Origin of the sequence: Rhodococcus sp. 11-3, from assembly GCF_023704055.1 — a bacterium.
GTDB classification, from domain to species: domain Bacteria; phylum Actinomycetota; class Actinomycetes; order Mycobacteriales; family Mycobacteriaceae; genus Rhodococcus; species Rhodococcus aetherivorans.
In genome coordinates this window covers 5,503,184-5,522,314 of the sequence record NZ_CP080406.1, presented here as the reverse complement: position 1 = coordinate 5,522,314, position 19,131 = coordinate 5,503,184, and the positions used below count along the sequence as shown (strand labels likewise).

Annotated in this window: 16 protein-coding genes; 4 read left to right on the top strand and 12 right to left on the bottom strand. The window is 68.9% G+C overall.

The window, feature by feature from the left end; translation table 11 throughout:
* Positions 1 to 13: 13 nt before the first annotated feature.
* From KZJ41_RS25455 to KZJ41_RS25420, 8 genes are all read right to left on the bottom strand, one after another.
* A complete protein-coding gene (locus KZJ41_RS25455) occupies positions 14 to 1,345 on the bottom strand; it encodes an MFS transporter (protein ID WP_006939914.1) in 1,332 nt (443 codons plus the stop codon).
* A gap of 175 nt (positions 1,346 to 1,520) precedes the next feature.
* Positions 1,521 to 2,573, bottom strand: a complete 1,053-nt coding sequence (locus KZJ41_RS25450; protein ID WP_006939913.1) for a 3-keto-5-aminohexanoate cleavage protein — start codon at positions 2,571 to 2,573, stop codon at positions 1,521 to 1,523.
* A 42-nt stretch (positions 2,574 to 2,615) separates the two neighbouring features.
* The gene (locus KZJ41_RS25445) at positions 2,616 to 3,515 is read right to left on the bottom strand and encodes a TauD/TfdA family dioxygenase (protein ID WP_065921981.1); all 900 of its coding nucleotides are present in this window, start codon (positions 3,513 to 3,515) and stop codon (positions 2,616 to 2,618) included.
* Between the two features lie 64 nt (positions 3,516 to 3,579).
* Complete coding sequence (locus KZJ41_RS25440; protein WP_065923373.1) at positions 3,580 to 4,554, bottom strand: quinone oxidoreductase; 975 nt, start codon at positions 4,552 to 4,554, stop codon at positions 3,580 to 3,582.
* A gap of 479 nt (positions 4,555 to 5,033) precedes the next feature.
* Positions 5,034 to 7,820 (bottom strand): cation-transporting P-type ATPase, encoded by a 2,787-nt coding sequence (locus tag KZJ41_RS25435; protein WP_065921982.1) that lies wholly within the window; start codon positions 7,818 to 7,820, stop codon positions 5,034 to 5,036.
* 28 nt (positions 7,821 to 7,848) lie between these two features.
* The gene (gene ppk2 / locus KZJ41_RS25430; RefSeq protein ID WP_102800139.1) at positions 7,849 to 8,760 is read right to left on the bottom strand and encodes a polyphosphate kinase 2; all 912 of its coding nucleotides are present in this window, start codon (positions 8,758 to 8,760) and stop codon (positions 7,849 to 7,851) included.
* Between the two features lie 336 nt (positions 8,761 to 9,096).
* Entirely contained in the window at positions 9,097 to 10,140 is a 1,044-nt protein-coding gene (locus KZJ41_RS25425; protein WP_029546435.1) for a YeiH family protein, read from the bottom strand.
* A 56-nt stretch (positions 10,141 to 10,196) separates the two neighbouring features.
* Positions 10,197 to 11,234 carry an AraC family transcriptional regulator gene (locus KZJ41_RS25420; protein WP_102800138.1) on the bottom strand — a complete coding sequence of 346 codons (1,038 nt, stop codon included), beginning with the start codon at positions 11,232 to 11,234 and terminating at the stop codon, positions 10,197 to 10,199.
* Between the two features lie 389 nt (positions 11,235 to 11,623).
* On the opposite strand from KZJ41_RS25420, the gene KZJ41_RS25415 reads away from it, so the two are divergent.
* From KZJ41_RS25415 to KZJ41_RS25400, 4 genes are read left to right on the top strand one after another with little or no spacing between them, the layout of a single operon-like run.
* Positions 11,624 to 12,121, top strand: coding sequence for a methylated-DNA--[protein]-cysteine S-methyltransferase (locus tag KZJ41_RS25415; protein WP_102800137.1), 498 nt, complete (start codon positions 11,624 to 11,626; stop codon positions 12,119 to 12,121).
* Positions 12,108 to 12,599 (top strand): RNA polymerase sigma factor, encoded by a 492-nt coding sequence (locus KZJ41_RS25410; RefSeq protein ID WP_006939896.1) that lies wholly within the window; start codon positions 12,108 to 12,110, stop codon positions 12,597 to 12,599. Before KZJ41_RS25415 ends, KZJ41_RS25410 begins: the two co-directional genes overlap by 14 nt.
* On the top strand, positions 12,596 to 13,183 hold the full coding sequence (locus tag KZJ41_RS25405) for a methylated-DNA--[protein]-cysteine S-methyltransferase (RefSeq protein ID WP_029546432.1): 588 nt from the start codon (positions 12,596 to 12,598) through the stop codon (positions 13,181 to 13,183). The genes KZJ41_RS25410 and KZJ41_RS25405 overlap by 4 nt, the downstream gene beginning before the upstream one ends.
* Positions 13,180 to 14,043: a DNA-3-methyladenine glycosylase gene (locus KZJ41_RS25400; protein WP_251549799.1), complete on the top strand. Its 864-nt coding sequence runs from the start codon at positions 13,180 to 13,182 to the stop codon at positions 14,041 to 14,043. Before KZJ41_RS25405 ends, KZJ41_RS25400 begins: the two co-directional genes overlap by 4 nt.
* Here the strand turns inward: KZJ41_RS25400 and KZJ41_RS25395 are convergent.
* From KZJ41_RS25395 to KZJ41_RS25380, 4 genes are all read right to left on the bottom strand, one after another.
* Positions 14,022 to 15,569, bottom strand: a complete 1,548-nt coding sequence (locus tag KZJ41_RS25395; protein ID WP_373566452.1) for a bifunctional 3'-5' exonuclease/DNA polymerase — start codon at positions 15,567 to 15,569, stop codon at positions 14,022 to 14,024. The two genes, KZJ41_RS25400 and KZJ41_RS25395, sit on opposite strands and share 22 nt — an antisense overlap.
* A gap of 274 nt (positions 15,570 to 15,843) precedes the next feature.
* Positions 15,844 to 16,710, bottom strand: a complete 867-nt coding sequence (locus tag KZJ41_RS25390; protein WP_102800134.1) for a 3-hydroxyacyl-CoA dehydrogenase — start codon at positions 16,708 to 16,710, stop codon at positions 15,844 to 15,846.
* A complete protein-coding gene (locus KZJ41_RS25385; protein ID WP_065921991.1) occupies positions 16,707 to 17,372 on the bottom strand; it encodes a TetR/AcrR family transcriptional regulator in 666 nt (221 codons plus the stop codon). Before KZJ41_RS25385 ends, KZJ41_RS25390 begins: the two co-directional genes overlap by 4 nt.
* Positions 17,373 to 17,632: 260 nt before the next feature.
* Positions 17,633 to 18,958 (bottom strand): YhgE/Pip domain-containing protein, encoded by a 1,326-nt coding sequence (locus KZJ41_RS25380; protein ID WP_102800133.1) that lies wholly within the window; start codon positions 18,956 to 18,958, stop codon positions 17,633 to 17,635.
* Positions 18,959 to 19,131 lie beyond the last annotated feature (173 nt).

The following is a 19,131-nucleotide window of genomic DNA, read 5'->3' as shown; positions in this document are numbered from 1 at the left end:
AGGAGTGTCTGCCTCAGCGGGCGACGGGAGTGCTCAGTGCGAGGAGTTTGCGCAGTCCCGCAGGATGGAGGCGCTTGCCGGCCAGCAGCGCGGCGATGGCAGCGAGGTAGACCAGGGGCGACAGCTGCAGCGCCTCTCGCAAGCCGAGCCGATCGGCGAGGATGCCGACGACGAACGGGCCGAGGGCGAGACCGAGCAGGTTGTTGGCGACGGTGAGCGTGCCCATCGCGGACGCGCGCACCGACGTGTGGGTCAGGTTCGCGACCATCGCTGCGGTTGGACCCGAGGAGCCGGCGGAGAAGAAGGCACCGATTCCGATGAGCACAAGCTGGGCGGGGCCGGCCTCGAGCCGGAAGGCGGTAAGCAGGCACACCAGCGCGATGATGCAGAAGACGACGGCAGCGGTCCACTTGCGGGTGATGTCGTGGCGGCCGAGGCGGTCGGTGATGATGCCGCAGACGACCATGCCACTGCCGACGAGAAGTACGACGATCGAGGCGGCGGCTCCGGCCTTGTCCGGGGCGAGGCCGTAGTACCGGTTGAAGTAGCTCGGAGTCCACGACAGCAGCACTGCGGCGGTGAATATCTGCAGTCCGCCACCGATGTAGGCGAACAGCACTGCCGGATTGGTGAACAGGCTCGACACCGGGGCGCGAAAGCCGTCGGGTGGGGTTGCGGTCTGCCTCGGGTGTTCGTCGGCGGCGTTCTCGGCGAGCCTGCGTTCGGTGACGAGCGTCCGGAACAGCGCAACCAGGATCAGGCCGAAGACCGCCATGGCCGCGAACGACCATCGCCAGCTCAGGTGCACGGCGATCACTCCGCCGAGGGCGACGCCGATCACCGACCCGAACGATCCGCCGGCCATGAAGGCGCCGCTGAGTGAGGCGTGCACCCGCGGGGCGAATACACTCAGCACCACCGCGATGCCCACGCTGCCGTAGGCGGCTTCGCCGACGCCGACGAGGAATCTGGCACCGAGCATCTGCTCGAAGTTGGAGGCGACCGCACAGAGCAGGGTGGCCGCGCTCCACAACACGGCCATGAGCACGAGGCTCTTGACCCGGCCCCACCGGTCCGCGAGCAGCGACAACGGCAGGGTGAGCAGGCCGACCATGAGGGCGACGATGCTGGTGAGGGAAGCGAGCTGTGAATCAGACAGGGCCCATTCGCTTTTCAGGAACGGGAAGACGGCGCTGAGGACCTGTCGGGACATGTAGTCCGAGAGCAGCAGCCCGAAGGTCAGGGCGAAGACGATCCACGGGTACGTCCGTGAGCGCGTGTGGGGGCGGGGACCGGCGGCCGGTGTGCCGGTCGGATTCTCCACGGGGGAGGTGGGCAGTCCCATGGGAACTCCTGTGGGCGAGGGTGGCGGTGAATGCGGAGGAACGACCGCGAGGAGGACAGAACGAGACGTCGTGGGCCTCTCCCGTGGCACCGCCACGGGAGAGGTGGCACCCACGGCCGGGGCACGCACGGTGCTGTGTGCGTGCCCCTCCGGGGAGGTGTCCGGTGTGCCTGGCTCAGGCGTGCTGGGTGAAGCCGCGCTGGCCGGGCTTGCGGTTGGGTGCGAAGCCGACCTTGGCGAGGGTCTCGTCGGCGTCGGCGTAGCGCTCGTCGAGCTTGTAGATCTCGCGGGCCTCCTTGCCGGTGGCCACCTGCCGGCCGAGTTCACCGGCGATGCGCACGAGCTGTTCGATCTGCTGGACCGAGGTCATCTTCTCCTTGGTCGGCGTCCACAGGGTGTCCTCGTTGCCGACCCGGCAGTGCAGGCCCATCGCGATTGCCATGGTGTTGATCGGCAGTACCGACCGCATCAGGGTCTCGAGGGTCAGCACCGCGCCGTCGGGGGTGCGGCGGATGAACTCCATCATGTTGTAGGGGTTGGGGCCGTCGAACCCACCGCCGATACCGACCCAGGTCACCATCAGCGGGCCGGTGTAGACGCCACGGCGGATCAGCCGTTCGACGGTTTCGAGCTGCGGGATACTCGAGAGCTGGAAGTGCGGCTGGATACCCTTGGCCTGCAAGCGCTTCAGGTGCTCTTCGACCCATTCCGGGCCGGCCGGGACGACCATCTCACGGTACGCCTCCCACACCTCGGGACGCTCGAAGGAGGTACCGCGGATGTCGTCGGGGGTCATCAACTCCACGATGTTCATCTGGCTGGTGTTGATGGCGATGGTGACCTGATCCGGGGCTGGATCGAGCTCGGCCAGCATGTGGCGGGCGTCGTCCGAGAGCCACTTGGCGTCGGCGCCCTCCCCCTCGGGGGCGAACGAGATCGACCCACCGACCTGCAGGATCATGTCGGGCACGGCCTCACGCAACCGGCCGAGCAGCTCGTTGAACTTCGACAGCCGCTTGGAGCCCTTGCCGTCGAGTTCACGCACGTGGATGTGCAGGACGGTCGCGCCGGCGTCGTAGCAGTCCACCGCCTGCTGGACGTGCTCGTCCATGGTCAACGGCAGGTCCTCGCGGAAGTCGTCGAGTTCCCATTCCGGGCCGTACGGCGCGGCGGTGATGACCAGTTTCTCCTGGTTCTCGGGGAACAGGGAATCGTCGAGGAAGTGCATCTGTGGTCTCCGTTTCAGAGTCGATGAGGAAGGAAGAGGAAGTCAGAAGGGGCGGTCGCCGATGATCCCGGCGCGCTCCATCTTGCGTACGGCGGGCCAATAGTCCTGCACCGCATAGTGTTGGGTGGAACGGTTGTCCCAGATGGCGATGCTGTTCTTCGTCCACCGCCAGCGCACCTGGTACTCGGGGATCGCGGCCTGGCTGATCAGGTACTGCAGCAGATTGCCGGCGCCGGGGGCGTAGTCGATCCCGAACCGGACATTGTCGGGGGTGTGGTAGTTGACCAGGTGCGTGGCAAAGGCGTTGACGAACAGGATCTTCTCGCCGGTCTCGGGGTGGGTGCGCACCACCGGGTGCTCCGCGTCCGGGTACCGCGCATGCAGCTGATGGCGCTGTTCCATCGGCAGGGCGGCACCGAAGCTCGCCTCGATGCTGTGCCGGGCCCGCAGTCCGGCGACCTGTTCCTTCACCGGCGCGGGCAGCCGCCGGTACGCCTCGGCCATGTTCACCCAGACGGTATCGCCACCGACCGGCGGCGTCTCCACGCACCGCAGCACGCACCCCATGGGCGGGTTCTGCCGCCATGTGGCGTCGCAGTGGTAGGCGTTCTCGTAGTGCTCGGGCGGGCTGTCGACGTCCTTGTAGATCCGCACCAGGCCAGGGTTGTCGGGGTCGCTGCCGACCATCGGGTGATCCTCGAGCGGACCGAACCGTTCGGCCAGCGCCACATGCTCGGCGCGAGTGATGTCCTGGTCGCGGAAGAAGAGCACCTTGTGTTCGAGCAGGAGCGCGTGCAGCTGCTCGAACAGCGCATGGTCACGCGAAACCTCCCCGAGGTCGACGTCGAACAGCTCGGCGCCGATGGTGCAGGTGAGCGGTTCGACGCGGAACTCCCGCGTGGTGGCCGTGGTCGTCTCCGACAGCCGGGTGGTGGTAGTCATGACAGATCCTTCGTGGGTGGTGGGATGGCGGTGGCGTCCGGAGCAACATCCCGCCCGGCCGGGGTCAGAGGGTGAAGACCGACGAGCCGATGCTGCGACCGGCTTCGAGATCGTGGTGGGCGCGGACCGCGTCTTCGAGTGCATACCGCTGGTTGATCTCGATCGCGATCTTCCCGGTGGCGACGTGGGAGAACAGCTCTCCGGCGAGTTCGGCGCGCTCGGCCGGGTCGGCGATGTAGTCCGCGAGCGCCGGACGGGTCACGAACAACGATCCCTTGACCGCGAGCTGCATTGCGTCGATCGGGGGAATGGGCCCGGAGGCGGTACCGAAGCAGACCAGCAGACCGCGGCGCGCCAGCGAATCGAGGGAGGTCGGGTACGTCGTCTTGCCGATGCTGTCGTACACCACGGGAACGCCGGCGCCGTCCGTCAGTTCCCGCACTCGCTTCGCGACGTCCTCCTGCGTGTAGATCACGACGTGATCGCACCCGTGGGCGCGCGCTGTCTCGGCCTTCTCCTCGCTCGAGACCGTCCCGATCACGTTGATTCCCAACAACTTCGCCCACTGAGTGAAGATCAGGCCCACGCCTCCCGCCGCCGCGTGCAGCAGCACGGTGTCCCCGGCCTTCAGCGGGTGGATGCGGCGCAGCAGATAGGCGGTGGTCAAGCCGCGCATGGTCATCGCCGCGGCGGTGTCGAACCCGATGGCATCGGGCAAGGGGATCAGGTGTTCGGCGGGCATCACGCGCTCGGTGCTGTAGGCGCCGAGCGGGCTGCCGGTGTAGGTCACCCGATCGCCTTCCCGCACGTGCGCCACGTCCGGTCCGACGGCCTCGACCACGCCGGCGGCTTCGACACCCATGCCGGCCGGCAGGGGGGCGGGGTACAGGCCGGTGCGGAAGTACGTGTCGGCGAAGTTGAGACCCACGGCCTCATGCCGGATCCGGACCTCGCCCGGGCCGGGGTCTCCGACCTCGACGGCTTCCCACCGCATGACCTCGGGGCCACCGGTTTCGTAGAAGCGGACGGCTTTTGCCACAGTCTTCTCCTTGTCGCGCCTGCCGGCCCGTTCCACCGGGCAGGCTCGGCGTCTTGATGTTTCTCGGGATGTAATTGCTTCCCGCTGTACGGGATCCGGGCTGTCGAGGGCACGTTGCCGTGCTCGACTGCGGTCGGTGTTCCGGCGGGAGGAGGTGGGCGATGTCGCGGCCGTGGCCGACGTTCCCTCTCCCCAACCGGCTCTGTGTGATGGACCTAACAGTAGTGGAGTGCATGCCCGAATGCTTATCCCTGAGGGACGTAATTCTGTTCATTTGGGGACATGCCCTGTGCACTGGGGAAGGCTCCCGGTCCGGGCGGCTCACCACATCCGGCCTCATCGATCGGATCAGGTCGACGTGGGCCGCGAATCCGGTGAGGAATCAGCGCGTCCCGGGCCGGTTCCAGGGGACGGCGCAGCAGGCCGACAGCCCCACCGGTGTCGACTACCGAACCGGCTCGTGCCCGCCGGAGTCGACGTCAGTGCGTACCGGCTCGTTGCGGGCCGACCGCGGCCTCGGGCGGAAGCAGTGCCGGCGGTCCCGATCGACGGCGGCGCAGCGCCTTCTCCGCTTCGACGACGATCGGGACGATCAGTGCCCAGCCGAGGCAGGCGAGCCACTGGCCTCCGGTCAGCGACGTGGTCATCAGAAGTTCTTGGAGGAAGCCGATTTCGACGGCGAATACGGTGACCACGACGGGAATCGACAGGATCTTCAGCGCCCCGAGTATCGGGGCCTCCAGGCCGGATTCCGGATCGCGGCGCATGACGAGTCCGGCGAGAACGGATCCGAACGACAGCACCACGAATGCTGTCGTCATGGGGACGTTCGCTTCGGTGGTGCTCATCTCGCCCGGGGCGAGGAGCATCGCGGCGAGGGTAACGGCGAACTGCAGGATGCCGTAGGCCAGCCACTGCGTGAACGCCCTCCGGTTGGCGATGGGCAGCTTCGGATCGCGGGGCGCTTTGTTCATCAGGTCGGGCGCCGGCGGGTCGAGCATGATGACGGCGACCGGGAACAGAGTGATGAAGAAGTGCTGGAACAGCACCATCAGCGGGGTGAGTGCGACGCCGTCGTTGATGTCGAAGATGCTCGCGACGAGGAACAGCAGAACCAGTGAGAACAGTTTCGACATCTGGTAGCGGATGTAGGAGACGATCTTGTCGTAGATGTTGCGGCCAAGGCGGATCGCGCTGATCAGGGTCCCGAAGTTGTCGTCGGTGAGGACCATCTTGCCGGCCTGTTTGGTGACTTCGCTGCCCGATCCCATGGCGACACCGATGTCGGCCTTCTTCAGCGCGGCGGCGTCGTTGACGGCGTCGCCGGTCATCGCCACGACCGCGCCGGTCTTCTGCATGACGTCGGCGAGGCGGAGTTTGTCCTGCGGGGTGACGCGACCGAACACGTGCAGGTCGGGCAGGGCAGCCGACAGTTCCTCGTCGGTCATGGCCTGCAGTTCGGTGCCACCGATCGCGCCCGGTCCGAGGCCGAGTTCGGCGGCGATGGCGGATGCGGTGATCGCGTGGTCTCCGGTGATCATTCGGACTTCGATGCCGGCCTCGTGGGCGGTGCGCACGGCATCGATTGCCTCCGGCCGGAGTGGGTCGATGATGCCGACCATACCGACGAACGTGAGGTCCTCGACGAACGACATGGGGTCGGCTTGCACAGCCTGCTCCTGCCCGTCGAGCACGCGTGCTGCGAACGCCAGGACGCGCAGGCCCTTCTCGGACATGGCCTGGTTCGCCGCGATCAGTTCCTGCCGGACGTCGCCGATCGGTACCGCCTGCCGGCCGGGACGGAAGGCGTTCGTGCACCGCGCGAGAACGACGTCCGGTCCGCCCTTGACCAGTTCCACGAATCGGGTGGTGCCGTCGACCGGTAGATGGTGGAACGTCGCCATGAACTTGTACGCGGAGTCGAACGGCACGGCGGCGACGCGGGGATACGTCCGCCGGGTCTGGGGAGCGTCGACGCCGACCTTCGCTGCGAGCACCACCAGGGCGGCCTCGGTGGGATCGCCGACCACCTGTCCGGAGTCGGAGACGGTGGCGTCGCTGTCGAGGCACAGCCCGTAGGCGAGCAGGGTGAAGTCGGGGGCCGACTCGCCCGCGACGTGGGTGACGCGCCCCGACTTGCTGTATCCCTCACCGTCGACGCTGTACCAGCGGCAATGGAAGTACAGTGATCGCACGGTCATCTGGTTCATGGTCAGCGTGCCGGTCTTGTCGGAGTTGATCGCGCTGGTGGCGCCGAGGGTCTCGACGTCGGTGAGGTTCTTCACGACGGCCTTCGCCTCGGCCAGCTGGCGGGCGCCGTAGGCGAGCATGGCCTGGACGAACGTCGGCAGGCCGGTCGGGATCGCGGAGACGCCCATGGAGATGCCCAGCAGCAAGACCGTGGTCACGCTCTGTCCGCGGATCACTCCGAGGACGACGATGAGGGCGACCGCGGTCCACGCGATGATGCCGAGCACCTTGGTGAGCGAATTCAGTTCGCGTTGCAGCGGCGACTTGCTCGGCGTGACGGCCGAGAGCATCGAGGCGATGCGGCCCATCTGGGTGTGCATGCCGGTTTCGGTGACCACCATGGTGGCGGTGCCGCGCGTGACCGAGGTGTTCTGGAAGACCATGTTGCTGCGATCGCCGAGGGGGACGTCGGCGGCGCCGAGGGTCTGGGGATCCTTCGGGACGGGGGCGCTTTCGCCCGTCAGTGCCGCCTCCTGCGTCTCGAGGGTGGCCGAGGTGAGCAGTCGGCCGTCCGCGGGGACGATGTCGCCCGCCTCGAGCTGCACGACATCGCCCGGCACCAGGTCGGTGGCGGCGAGCTGAACCAGTGTCCCGTCACGGGTCACCCGCGCCTGCGGGGTCTGCATCTTCGCCAGTGCGTCGACGCTGGCGCGGGCCTTCAACTCCTGCCGGGTGCCCAGGACCACGTTGAGTCCGACGAGTACGGCAACGACGATCGCCGTGGGGATCTCCCCGATGACGACGCTGACGACCGCCACCGCGACCAGCATCAGGTTCATCAGGTCCTTCAGCTGGAGCAGCGCGAGCGCCCGTGCCGACGGTGCGGGTTCGGAGACGATGCTGTTGGACCCGTAGCGTCGTCGACGCTCGCCCGCCTCGTCGCTCGTCAGTCCGGTCTGCGTGTCGGTGGCCAGTGCGGACACCACGACGTCGGCCCTCTGGGCGTGCCACGTCGTGTGCGTTTGCCCCGTAGCGGGGATGTCCGACCGTTTCGGCGTGCGTTCTGTCGAGGCCATGGCTGACAGGTCCTTCCCGGCGCGGATGTCAGTAGGGAGTGGGGATCCAGTGCAGCGGTGGTGTCGTCACCCGGTAACCGTCGGGCTTCTGCCGCGCCGGGAGGGTGATGTCGTGAACTTCCAGGGGCTCGTAGGGGATCTTGCTCAGCAGATGGCTGATGATGTTGAGCCGTCCGCGCTTCTTGTCGTCGTTGTCGGCGACGTACCACGGTGCCCAGCCGGTGTCGGTGAACCGGAACATCTCGTCCCGCGCCCGTGAGTAGTCGTACCACCGGCTGTACGACTGCAGATCGAGGTCCGACAGCTTCCAGATCTTGCGCGGATCGTCGATCCGGCTCTGCAAACGTGCGGTCTGTTGCTCCTCGCTCACCTCGAGCCAGTACTTCAGCAGGATTACACCCGACTCCACGATTGCGCGTTCGACCGCCGGAACGAGCTGGAGGAAGTGGCCCGCCTCCTCCTCGGTGCAAAAGCCCATCACCCGTTCGACGCCGGCGCGGTTGTACCAGCTGCGGTCGAAGATCACGACCTCTCCACCGGCGGGCAGATGCGGCAGATACCGCTGCACATACATCTGCGTCTTCTCCCGCTCGGTCGGTGCGGGCAACGCGACCACGCGGAACACCCGCGGGCTCACCCGCTCGGTGATCGCCTTGATGACCCCACCCTTCCCGGCGGTGTCACGCCCCTCGAACACGATGCAGATCTTCGCGCCCGACGCTTTCACCCATTCCTGCACCGCGACGAGTTCGGCGTGCAGCGGTCTGAGCAGGCGCCGGTACTCCTTGTTCTTCATCGGTGGGGTGAACTCGACGGTCGGCGCGTGCAATTCGCCGGTATCGGCACGAGGCTGCGGCCCGTGCTTCGCGTCCCTGTGCGCCGTGCCCTTCTTCTTCTTCTTCTTCTTCTTCGATTTCGAGGGTGCGGATTTCGATCCCACAGCTGTATCTCCTGCCACCAGGAATCCGATGCGGTCAAACCCGGGACCGGCCCGGGGCCTTTCCGGTCCGACGTCGAGTTCTCGAGTCCTGCACCGGAGGTGCGGACGATGCGGATGAATCGAGGGGGAATCGCCGGACGTCGCGCTCGCGTGTTCCGTCGATGGCGTGCATGGGTGGGATTCTCCTCCCCACCCCGCCCGATTGGCCGCGTTTCGCGGCAGGACGGTCGGCGCTGTGCCGATTTCGAGGAGCTGTGCCGATTTCGCGGAGCGGCGGGGTGCCCCCTGCCCTCGTTCCTGCGACCCTGCTCGGTGCCGGTCACCGGACGGGTTCGCTCATCCGAACAGCAGGATTCCCGTGAGTGCGAGGGCCGAGACCCATGCCGTGGATGCGGCGGCGAGGGCGAAGGGCCGCCAGCCCACGCCTCGGAGGACGTCGATGCGTACGCCGGTCCCGAGCGCGAACATGGCGGCGGTGAGCAGCGCGGTCTGCGCAAGTCGAGCCGACCCGAGGACCTGATCAGGGAGCAGACCGGTGGCGCGCAGGGCCACGCAGCCGAGGAAGCCGAGCAGGAACAGCGGCACCAGCGGTGGGCGCCGCGTGTCGGCCTGCGTGGCGGTGACGCGGCGCGAGGCCACGCCGATCCAGGCGATCACGGGCGCGAGCAGCGCGACCCGGGCGAGTTTCACCGTCACCGCCACCGTGAGAGCGGTCGCTCCGGCCGCGCCGGCACCGTGGGCGTCGATGGCCCCGCCGGCGGCCACGACCTGCGCCACCTCGTGGATCGCGGCACCGGCCCACACGCCTGCCCGAGTGTGGTCGAGCCCGAGCACGGACGCCGCGAGCGGGAGGCCGGGGATCATCGCAGTGCCGAAGACGACCACCAGTGCGACGGCGGTGACCACCTCCTGCTTCCGGGCCTCGACGACCCCGTCCGCGGCTGCGACGGCGGCCGCTCCACAGATCGAGAATCCGCACGCGATGAGCAGTCGCTGCGTCCAGCCGAGACCGAGGATCCGGCCCAGTGCCATGGTTCCGGCGATGCCGCAGGACACGACGGCGACGACGATGCCGAGCACGCCCCAGCCGAGGTCCAGGACGTCGGTGACCAGGAGCTGAAGTCCCAGGAGCGCGACTCCGACGCGGAGCAACCGCCGGGAAGCCATGGTGATGCCCGGTTCGGTGACGGTCGGCAACCTCGTGGTGTTGGCCAGCAGTGCACCGGCGAGAATCGCGATCAGCAGGGGGCTGAGGCCGTCGACGAGTGCCGACGCAGCGAGCGCAGCCGCGGCACCCGCGCCGCAGAGAACGAGTCCGGGGACGGGCGTGCGCAGGCGAACCGAGACCGGCGGTGCGGGCGTGGTGGGGGATACGGCCATGGTGCCCAGCCTGACGGCTCCCGGGTCGGGCGGATAGACCGTGTTTCCGCATCACGTCATATCGATTCGATATGACGCACCCGGTGCTGATCCGACGACGATTCTCCGGCGCGCCACCGGCTGGGGGTGCACCCGAAGCGCTTCCGGAACCAGCGCGAGAAGCTGCTGGGCGAGGAGAATCCGAGCAGGTCGGAGACTTCGGTCAGGGAGTAGCGCCGGTTGCCGACCATGTGCCCGGCCAGTTCGGCGCGGACCGAATCCAGGAGCGACGAGAAGGTGTGGCCTTCCTCGGCGAGTCTGCGGTGCACCGTCCTGCGGTCCACCCCCAGGCTGCGAGCGACCTGCTCGATCGAGCAACGACCGGTGGGAAGCAGGAGTTCGATCAGTTCGCGGACACGATTGAGCGTCGTCGCCTCGCGTGTGGCGTGCATCGAGTCCAGGAGTTGTTGGGTGTACGGCCGCAACAGCGGATCGGACATCGTATTGGGGGCGTCGAGATCTTTGGCATAGAGGGTGATTCCGTCGAAGTCCTGCTCGAATTCGACGACGGGTCCGAAGAGTCGGAGGTGAGTGCGCATGCTGCGCGGAGCCGGATGGGCGAACGACACGGTGACGGGCTGCCAGGCCGGCCCGAGAAAGCCTTGCAGCAACCGGTGCAGAACTCCGACGGCGAGTTCGACAGACTGGCGGAAGGTCCCCGGCTGCCCCAGGTCGAGGGTGAGCCGGAGGGTTGCGACACCGCCGTGCTCGTTCAGGCGGATGCGCAGGGCTTCGTTGTACATGTGCTCGTGGCGCATGAGGACCTTCAGGGCGCTGCGGACGTCCGGTTCCTCCCGGATGACCAGGCTCAGCGGGCCGAGGTTGGAGAATCGCCGGCGCTCGGCGAGGGCGAGGCCGAAGTCGTCCCGGCCGGACTCGGCGGCGGAGCGTTCGAGCAACTCGGCGATCGCCGCCGCCGGCACCCAGCGGTCCTGCAGGCTCAGGCTGGCCGGGTCCAGGCCCGCGCTCCTGGCGAGAGAGGCGGGATTCAAGCCCAGCGAGTGGGCGAGCTCGACGTAGTTGTTCAGTGAGGCATAGCGTGCGAGAGGCTTCAACTGCCGCTTCCTGTCCCGAATCGATAAGCCACGCGACGAGTGATGACGACTATATCGGCGTCGACCGGGAGGCTCGACGCCGCGACCGCGGTTCGCCCGGCCCCGGGACGGGGCCACGCCCGCCGAGACGGGAAGAAAGAAAAAGGACCGGCACGTCCGGTCGCCTCACGGCGACAGGCGCAATGCAGCTCCAGCCGGACGGAACTCTGCAAAGGCAAAACAACTGAGCCCGGGGGACACGGAGCGTGCCGATCCGAACTCTTCAACACCGCCCCTGTCCCCGATATTCCATCCCCGCCCGGGTGAACTGCATCTCGGATCGCTGGTTTCTCACATTTCTCTCCGCCGATGCGTCTACCTCGTATACGCCGGATGGAAGGATCAACCCCGTGAACGCGACGCGAACCCACACGGTCGTCGACTCACCGATCGGACCGCTGACCCTGGTGCGGACGGACGGAGCACTCAGTGGCCTGTACCTCGCCGAACACCGGCACCGGCCCGGCCCGCGCACCTTCGGAGACGTCGCGGCGACCGGTTTCGAGGAGGTCACCGAGCAGCTCGCCGAGTACTTCGCCGGGCAGCGCACCGAGTTCACCGTGCCCCTGGCACTGCACGGCACCGCCTTCCAGCTCCGCGTCTGGCAGGCGCTGCGGACCGTCGCTTACGGCACGGTGTGCACGTACACGGACCTGGCCGCCGCCGTCGGGCACCCCACGGCCGTGCGGGCGGTCGCCGCCGCGAACGGCCGCAACCCCGTCAGCATCGTCGTGCCGTGTCACCGCGTGATCGGCCGCGACGGCAGCCTCACCGGATATGCCGGGGGTCTCGCCCGCAAGCGCTACCTGCTCGACCGGGAGGCGCAGGTGACCCATGCCGTCCCCTGACCCGCTGCCGCCGTTCGAGCGGGTCGTCGCCGAGCACGGCGCCACCGTCCTGCGGGTGTGCCGCGCGCTGCTCGGTCCGGTCGACGCCGACGACGCGTGGTCCGAGACGTTCCTCGCCGCGCTGCGCGCCTACCCGGCGCTGCGTCCGGGCAGCAACGTCGAGGCGTGGCTCGTCACGATCGCGCACCGCAAGGCCGTCGACGTCCACCGTGCCCGGGCGCGGACCCCGGTGCCCGTCGCCGCCCTGCCGGAACGCCCCCTCGCCTCCGGGATGCCCGAGCCCGACGACGACCTGTGGTCGGCGGTGGCCGCGCTGCCGTTCACTCAGCGCGCCGCCGTCGTCTACCACCACGTCGTCGGCCTGCCCTACGCCGAGATAGCCGCGATCCTCGGCAACTCCACCGACGCCGCGCGCCGCGCCGCCGCCGACGGCCGGGCCGCGCTGCGCCGCCGCTACCCGACGGAGGAACCGTCATGACGCTCGAATCGTCGCCTGTCGATGCTGCCGACCTGACGCGCCTGCACGCGCGGCTGATCCTCGACGCCGAGGCCGCCGACCTGCTCGACGTCGCCTACCGGATCGTCGACACCCCGGTGGGACCGCTGCTGCTCGCCGCCACCCCCGCCGGCCTCGTGCGGGTCGCCTACGCCGCCGAGGATCACGAGGCGGTCCTCGCCCGGCTCGCCGCCGACATCAGCCCGCGCATCCTCGCCGCGCCCGCCCGGCTCGACGACGCCGCCCGCCAGCTCGACGAGTACTTCCGCGGCGCCCGCACCGCGTTCGACCTGCCGCTCGACCTGCGCCTGGCCCGGGGCTTCCGCCGCGAGGTCATCACGCACCTGCCGCGCATCGGCTACGGCCGTACCGCCAGCTACGCCGAGGTGGCGGCCGTGGCCGGCAGCCCGCGTGCCGTCCGGGCAGTGGGTACGGCGTGCGCGCGGAATCCGTTGCCCGTCGTCCTGCCGTGCCACCGGGTGGTGCGCAGCGACGGAGACCTCGGCAGGTACGTGGGCGGCGTGGACGCCAAGCGCGCCCTGTTGCGGCTCGAGGCCGCGGCGTGAGCGTCGCCCTGCGGTTGGCGGTGACGCCGCCGCTGGCCACCGCCCCGATGCTGGCGGCCCTGCGCAGCCACACCGTCGCCGGTCTCGAACGACACGACGCGGCCACCGGCACGCACGTGCGGTCGGTGCGGGGCCGGCACGGCCCGGCGGTGGTCGCGATCCGGCCCCGGCCGGCCGCCGAGCACGTGCCCATCCGGATCGACGCGGACCGCCGCGACCTGCCCGAGGTCGAGCAGTTGGTCCGGCGGTGGCTGGACCTCGACGCCGAGCCTGCCGTGATCGACGCGGCGCTCGGCGCCGATCCGCAGCTCGCCCGGATGGTGGCTGCCCGGCCGGGACTGCGCGTGCTCGGGACGACGGACTGGTTCGACACCGCCGTGCAGACCGTGCTGGGCCAGCAGGTCAGCGTCGCCGCCGCCGCCACGTTCGCCGGCCGGCTCGTCGCCCGCTACGGAGATCCGGGATCCGGTGCTATGCGCTGCTTTCCGGCCCCGGAGCGGCTCGCCGCCGCGGATGCCGACGAGGTGCAGGGGGCGGTGGGGCTCACCCGGGCGCGGGTGCGGACCGTGCTGGCGCTCGCTCGCGCCGCGGCCGACGGGCTCGATCCGGCCGAACCGGTGCGGTTCCGCACCGATCTGGCGGCACTGCCCGGCATCGGGCCGTGGACCGTGGACTACCTCGCCGTCCGCGTCCTCGGGGACCGTGACGCGTATCCCGCCGGAGATCTGGTGCTGCGCAGGGCCCTCGGCGTGGGTTCTGCCCGCGAGGCGACGGCCCGGGCCCGGCAGTGGAGTCCGTGGCGGGCCTACGCCGCGTTCCACCTGTGGACGCACGCCGCCTACGGCTCGTCCTCGCCGTAACGGTCCCGTATCGAGACATGCATGGGGAAAAGAACTTTCGTGTCACCGAACAACAGCCGGGTCGCCGACTCCACCGCGGCGGACAGGTGCGCCGTCGCGGCCTCCGGGGTGCGGGTGTGGACCACGATCTCGTCGTGCTGGAAGAAGACGAGTTCGCCGGTGTCGTCGGCGGCCAGGCGCAGGCGCAGATCGGCCAGCACGCACAGCGCCCATTCGGCGGCCGTCGCCTGAACGACGAAGTTGCGGGTGAACCGCCCCCGCGCCCGCGCGTCGCCGTGCGCGAAGAAGTCGGCACCCGGCGGCGGGCACGCGCGGCCGAGCCACGAATGCACCACCTCACCGCGCTCGCCGGCACGTGCGGCGCGTTCCACGAACTCCACCGCCTCGGGAAAGCTCCTGCGCAGCAGGGTGAGCAGCGCACGTGACTCGCCGGCCGTCGCACCGTAGAGCACGCCGAGCACGGCCACCTTCGCCTTCGCCCGGTCACCGCCGAACGCGGCCGCAGCCACCGGTGCGTACAGGTCGTCGCCGCCCGCCGCCGCCGTCATCCGCGGGTCGCCGGACATCGCGGCCAGGATGCGCGGTTCGAGCTGGCCGGCGTCGGCGATCACGAAGACGTGCCCGGGCTCGGCGATCACGCTCGACCGCAGCGCCTTCGGGATCTGCAGGGCCCCGCCGCCGCGGCTCGCCCAGCGCCCGGACACCACGGCACCGGGCACATAGACCGGATGGAACCGCCCGCCGCGCACCCAGGTGTCGAGCCACTGCCACCCGTTGGTGCTGTGCAGCTTCGACAGATCCCGGTGCTGCAAGAGCAGCGGCACCGCCGGATGGTCGAGTTCGCGCAGCACCCATTTGCGGGTGGACGACAGGTCGATGCCTTCGCGTCGGAACGCCTCGAGAATTTCGGTGTGCGAGGCCGGATTCAGCGCACGGCCGAACACCTCGCCGATCCGTGCGTTCAGTTCGGTGATCCGGGGTGGCAGCCCGTCGTCGGCGGGACGCGGACCGAGGGTGCGCTCGAGCACGCGGCGGTGGGCGTCGGCGGAGAACGGCAACCCGTCGAAACCCATCTCCGCGGCGGCCAGCGTGCCCGCCGATTCGGCGGCGACGAGCAGTTCGAGCCGGGCATTGCCGGCGAGTTCGGTGCGCTGCCGCTCGAACTCGGCGAGCACGGTCTCGGGGTCGACGGTGGGGGCGACGTCGAACAGCCCGGGGCGCTCGTCGACCGGTTGTTGCTCCGGTGGTGCGGGAATCCCGGCGCGTACGTTCAGGATCGCGCGTGTGGACGCCAGATCGTGGCATCGGCGCACCCGGACCCCGGCGCGCAGCAGGGCGGGGTACACGGTCGCGGTGCCGGTCCAGATCCACCGCGGCGGGTCCGCCGCCTCGAGCGTCCGCGCGGCCGTCGCGAGGTCGTCGTGGTATTCGGCCGCGGCGAGCGGGCGTCCGTCGGCGCCGACCGGAACGGTCCATCCGCCGGGCGGCTGCCCGCCGGCGGTGTCGGGAACCAGTACGGTGCGCACCCGTCCAGTCTGCACCGCCGTGCCGACACCGCCGGCGGACGGTCCCGTCCACCGTCGCCTCCGGACCCGCACGGTTACTCGGAAAGCAGGCCGGACTCCTCGAGTAGGTCGCCGATCTCCGTCGTCTCCAGCTTTGCGATCAGATTCTCACGCAACAGTTTCGGACAGGGAGGCGAGCCCGGCCCCGACGAACCATGCTGTCCTCTCGTCCACCCCTGTGGGCTTGCGGGGCTGCTGTAGGACGTGAGGCGTCGCCCCTTCGCGGTATCTGCCGCTACTTGTCGTTGGGGTAGCGGTAGAACCCTTCGCCGGTCGCCACACCGAGCTTGCCGGCGTCGATGTAGTTCTCCTTCAACCATGCGGCGGTGGTCCGGTCCTTCTCGTCGCCGTGGGACAGGATGTTGTAAGGCGTGGTGAGTCCGATGACGTCGTAGATCTGGAAGGGACCCATGGGTGCGCCGGTGGCGATCCGCCACACCCTGTCGACGTCCTCGGGGTCGGCGTAGCCGCCCGCGGCGAGCTCACCGGCGGCGTTGAGGAACGGCACCAGCAGCGAGTTCAGGACGTAGCCGGCCTTCTCCTTGTGGATCGGGACCGGGACCATGCCGATGGCCGCGGCGAAGTCGACGACCTGGTCGAACACCGCGGGGTCGGTGTCGTCGGTGCCCATGATCTCGGCCGTGTTGAACTTCCACACCTGGTTGGCGAAGTGCAGCGCGAGGAACTTGTCGGGACGGCCGGTGAAGTCCTTCATGTCGCTCGGCAGGAGTGTGGAGGAGTTGGTGGCGAAGATCGTGTCCGCGGGTGCGACCTCGCCCAGCTTCGTGTAGGTGTCCCGCTTGATGTCGAGGACCTCGGGCACGGCCTCGACGACGAGGTCGGCGTCCCGGACGGCGTCTGCGAGGTCGGAGGACAGGCGGATGCCGGTCGCGGCCGCCTCCGCCTTCCCGTCGCCGGCACCGGGAACCTCACGCTGGTACGTCTCGGCGAGCCCGCCGAAGCGCTTCTGCGCGTTGGCGAGGGCGTCGTCGCTGATGTCGTAGGCGGTGACGGCGAATCCGCTGTAGGCGGACTGGAACGCGATCTGCGCGCCGAGGACTCCGGTCCCGAGGACGGTCACCTTGCTGATCCGGCTGGTCATGCTTCCTTCTTTCGTTGTGGGGAGGACGCGCCCGGTTCCGGCCCGCTGCGGGCCGGGCGGTCGTCGTCGAGTGCCGCGAAGAAACCCGTGACGATCTGGTCGATCTGGGCGTGCAGGTCGGCCTCGGGGTCGTCGTCGGGATGCGCACCGGTGAATGCGCGCGCAAGTATCAGGTGCAGGATCGCGAAGATGCTCCGGCCGGCGTGCCGGGCCTGGTCCTCCGCTCGTCTCTCGTCCAGCCCGCGGTTCCGCGCGGCCTCGACGAGCCGACGCGCGATCGTCTCCTCGAAGCGGGCGACGAGATCGAGTCCCTCGGAACGGTATTTCTCGCTTGCGGAGCCGAACAGCAGCTCACGTTGGTAGTTCACCGTGTTCTCGACGTTGCTGTCGGCGGCCTCGAGAATAGGTCGGACGACGGCCTGCACCGCGTCCACCGGGTCGCGCCGCGATCGTGACTCGCGGTCGCCGGCGCTCAGGGCCGACCGGAACTGCTGGTTGTAGACCATCATCAGCAGTTCGCCCTTGGACGTCGCGTAGCGGAACAACGTTCCAGCCGCGACGTCCGCACGTTCGGAGATCTGCTGTGTCGTGACTCCCGCGAAGCCCTTCTCGGCGAACAACGATGCGGCGGCGGCGAAGATGCGGGACTGCTTGTCACGCATGTTCCGGTCTCGACGACCCGGAGTTCCCGATGAGGTAACCATCCCGCGCCTCCCAAAATGAGTGTACTCATTAATGAGCGTACTCCGATACCGTCCTGCAGGCACCCGATGTGCCCGCCCGGCGTCGCCGTCGAGGACCCATTTCATCCCCCGTTTCACCCCGTCGCGGCTGGGCCGGGCGGAATCGGAACGCTACGTTCGAGACCTGGGACCCCGCTGCTCTGCCCTCGAGGAGCAGCGGGGTCCTGTCTTTCGCGTCGTTACGCTGCGGCGGACACAGGCTCCGCGTCGCTGCGGCGGTGGAATCCGCGCACGTCGTAGATCCGGGTCACCACCCCACCCAGCACGAGGCCGATGCCGAGTCCGAGGAGTGTCATCAGGGCGCCCCGGGTCAGACCCGCCGGCCCGCTGCCGTCGAAGTACAGGATGGCCCGGGTCGCGATGTACACCTGGTGCATCGGTTCGAACGTCGACAGCCACGAGTACAACGGCGGCATGGCCTCGAGTGGCACGGTGCCCCCCGACGACGGCAGGCCCAGGATGATGAAGATCAACAGGTTCACCAGCAGTCCGGCGGAACCGAACACGGCCATCACCGAGATCGAGGTGACACCCACGGCGGTGACCGCGAGGGCGCCGTACTCCCACAGCAGCAGGGCGCGGGTCACGGGCATGCCGAGCAGGGTGGCGATCCAGAGGTAGAGCGCGGAGACGATCAGTCCCAGGATCACCATGATCGCCCACTTCACGAGCAGGACCCGCAACCGCGACAGGTGCGCCGTCTTCCGGTCGACGTACCAGGGCCCGTACTCGGTGGGGACGAAGCCGAGGGCGCTGTCGACGAGCGAGTTGACGATGGTGGCGCCGGTGAAGCCCGCGAGGATGAGCAGCAGCGTGTAGTAGAACGCGGACAGGCCCAGCCCGGTGCCGTCGGGCAGGGGCTTGTGCTCGACGAAGCGGATGTCGATCGGATCCGCCAGCACCAAGCGGCTTCCGCCGGACAACTGCAGATCCGGGGCACTGGTGGCGAGGGTATCGGTGACCGTGGTGGTGAGTTGCTCCCCGACGGTCGTGTTCACGGTGGTCAGGGCGCGGTCGGCGATCGACTCGACGATGCCCTTGCCGAAGGTGCCGGTGCGCGGGTTGGTGTAGACGGTGATGATCGGCTTCTCGATGTCGCCGGGGATCACGCTGCCCTGCGCAAGAATCGACGTGCGTTTGGTGAAGTCGCTCGGAATCACGATCGCCCCGTAGAGCCGGCCCGAATCGAGTCCCGAGGTCGCCGCGGAGATCCCGACCTGTTGCAGATCGATCTCCTCCGGATCGACCCCGTCGGCGATGGCGGCGGTGATCTCGGCGCCGAGGTTGCGCTGCTGATCCGAACCGGGGAGCACGTCGCCGACATCCTGGTTCACGATCGCGACCGGGAACTTGTGCAGATTGTCGGCCGGATTGATCATGCTGCCGATGTAGAGGGCCGCCAGGGCCGCCATCACGGCGGTCACCACGACGACCGGCGCCAGCCAGAAGCGGGGGCTGCGCAGTGTGCCGGCGTGGGGGTCGGCGCTGATCTCCGTCGAACTCATTCCGGGCCTTCCATGGTGCGTGCAGTCGGGTAGTGCGGGTGGCCGGTCGGAACGGGCCGGCCACTCAATTGTGCACGCCCGTGAGCAGATAAGCGTCCTACTCGGCCCACTCGTGGCAGGAGACACGTCCCCGCCTCTCGCGCGAGATGGCTCACTCATGGGCACGCTGGGGG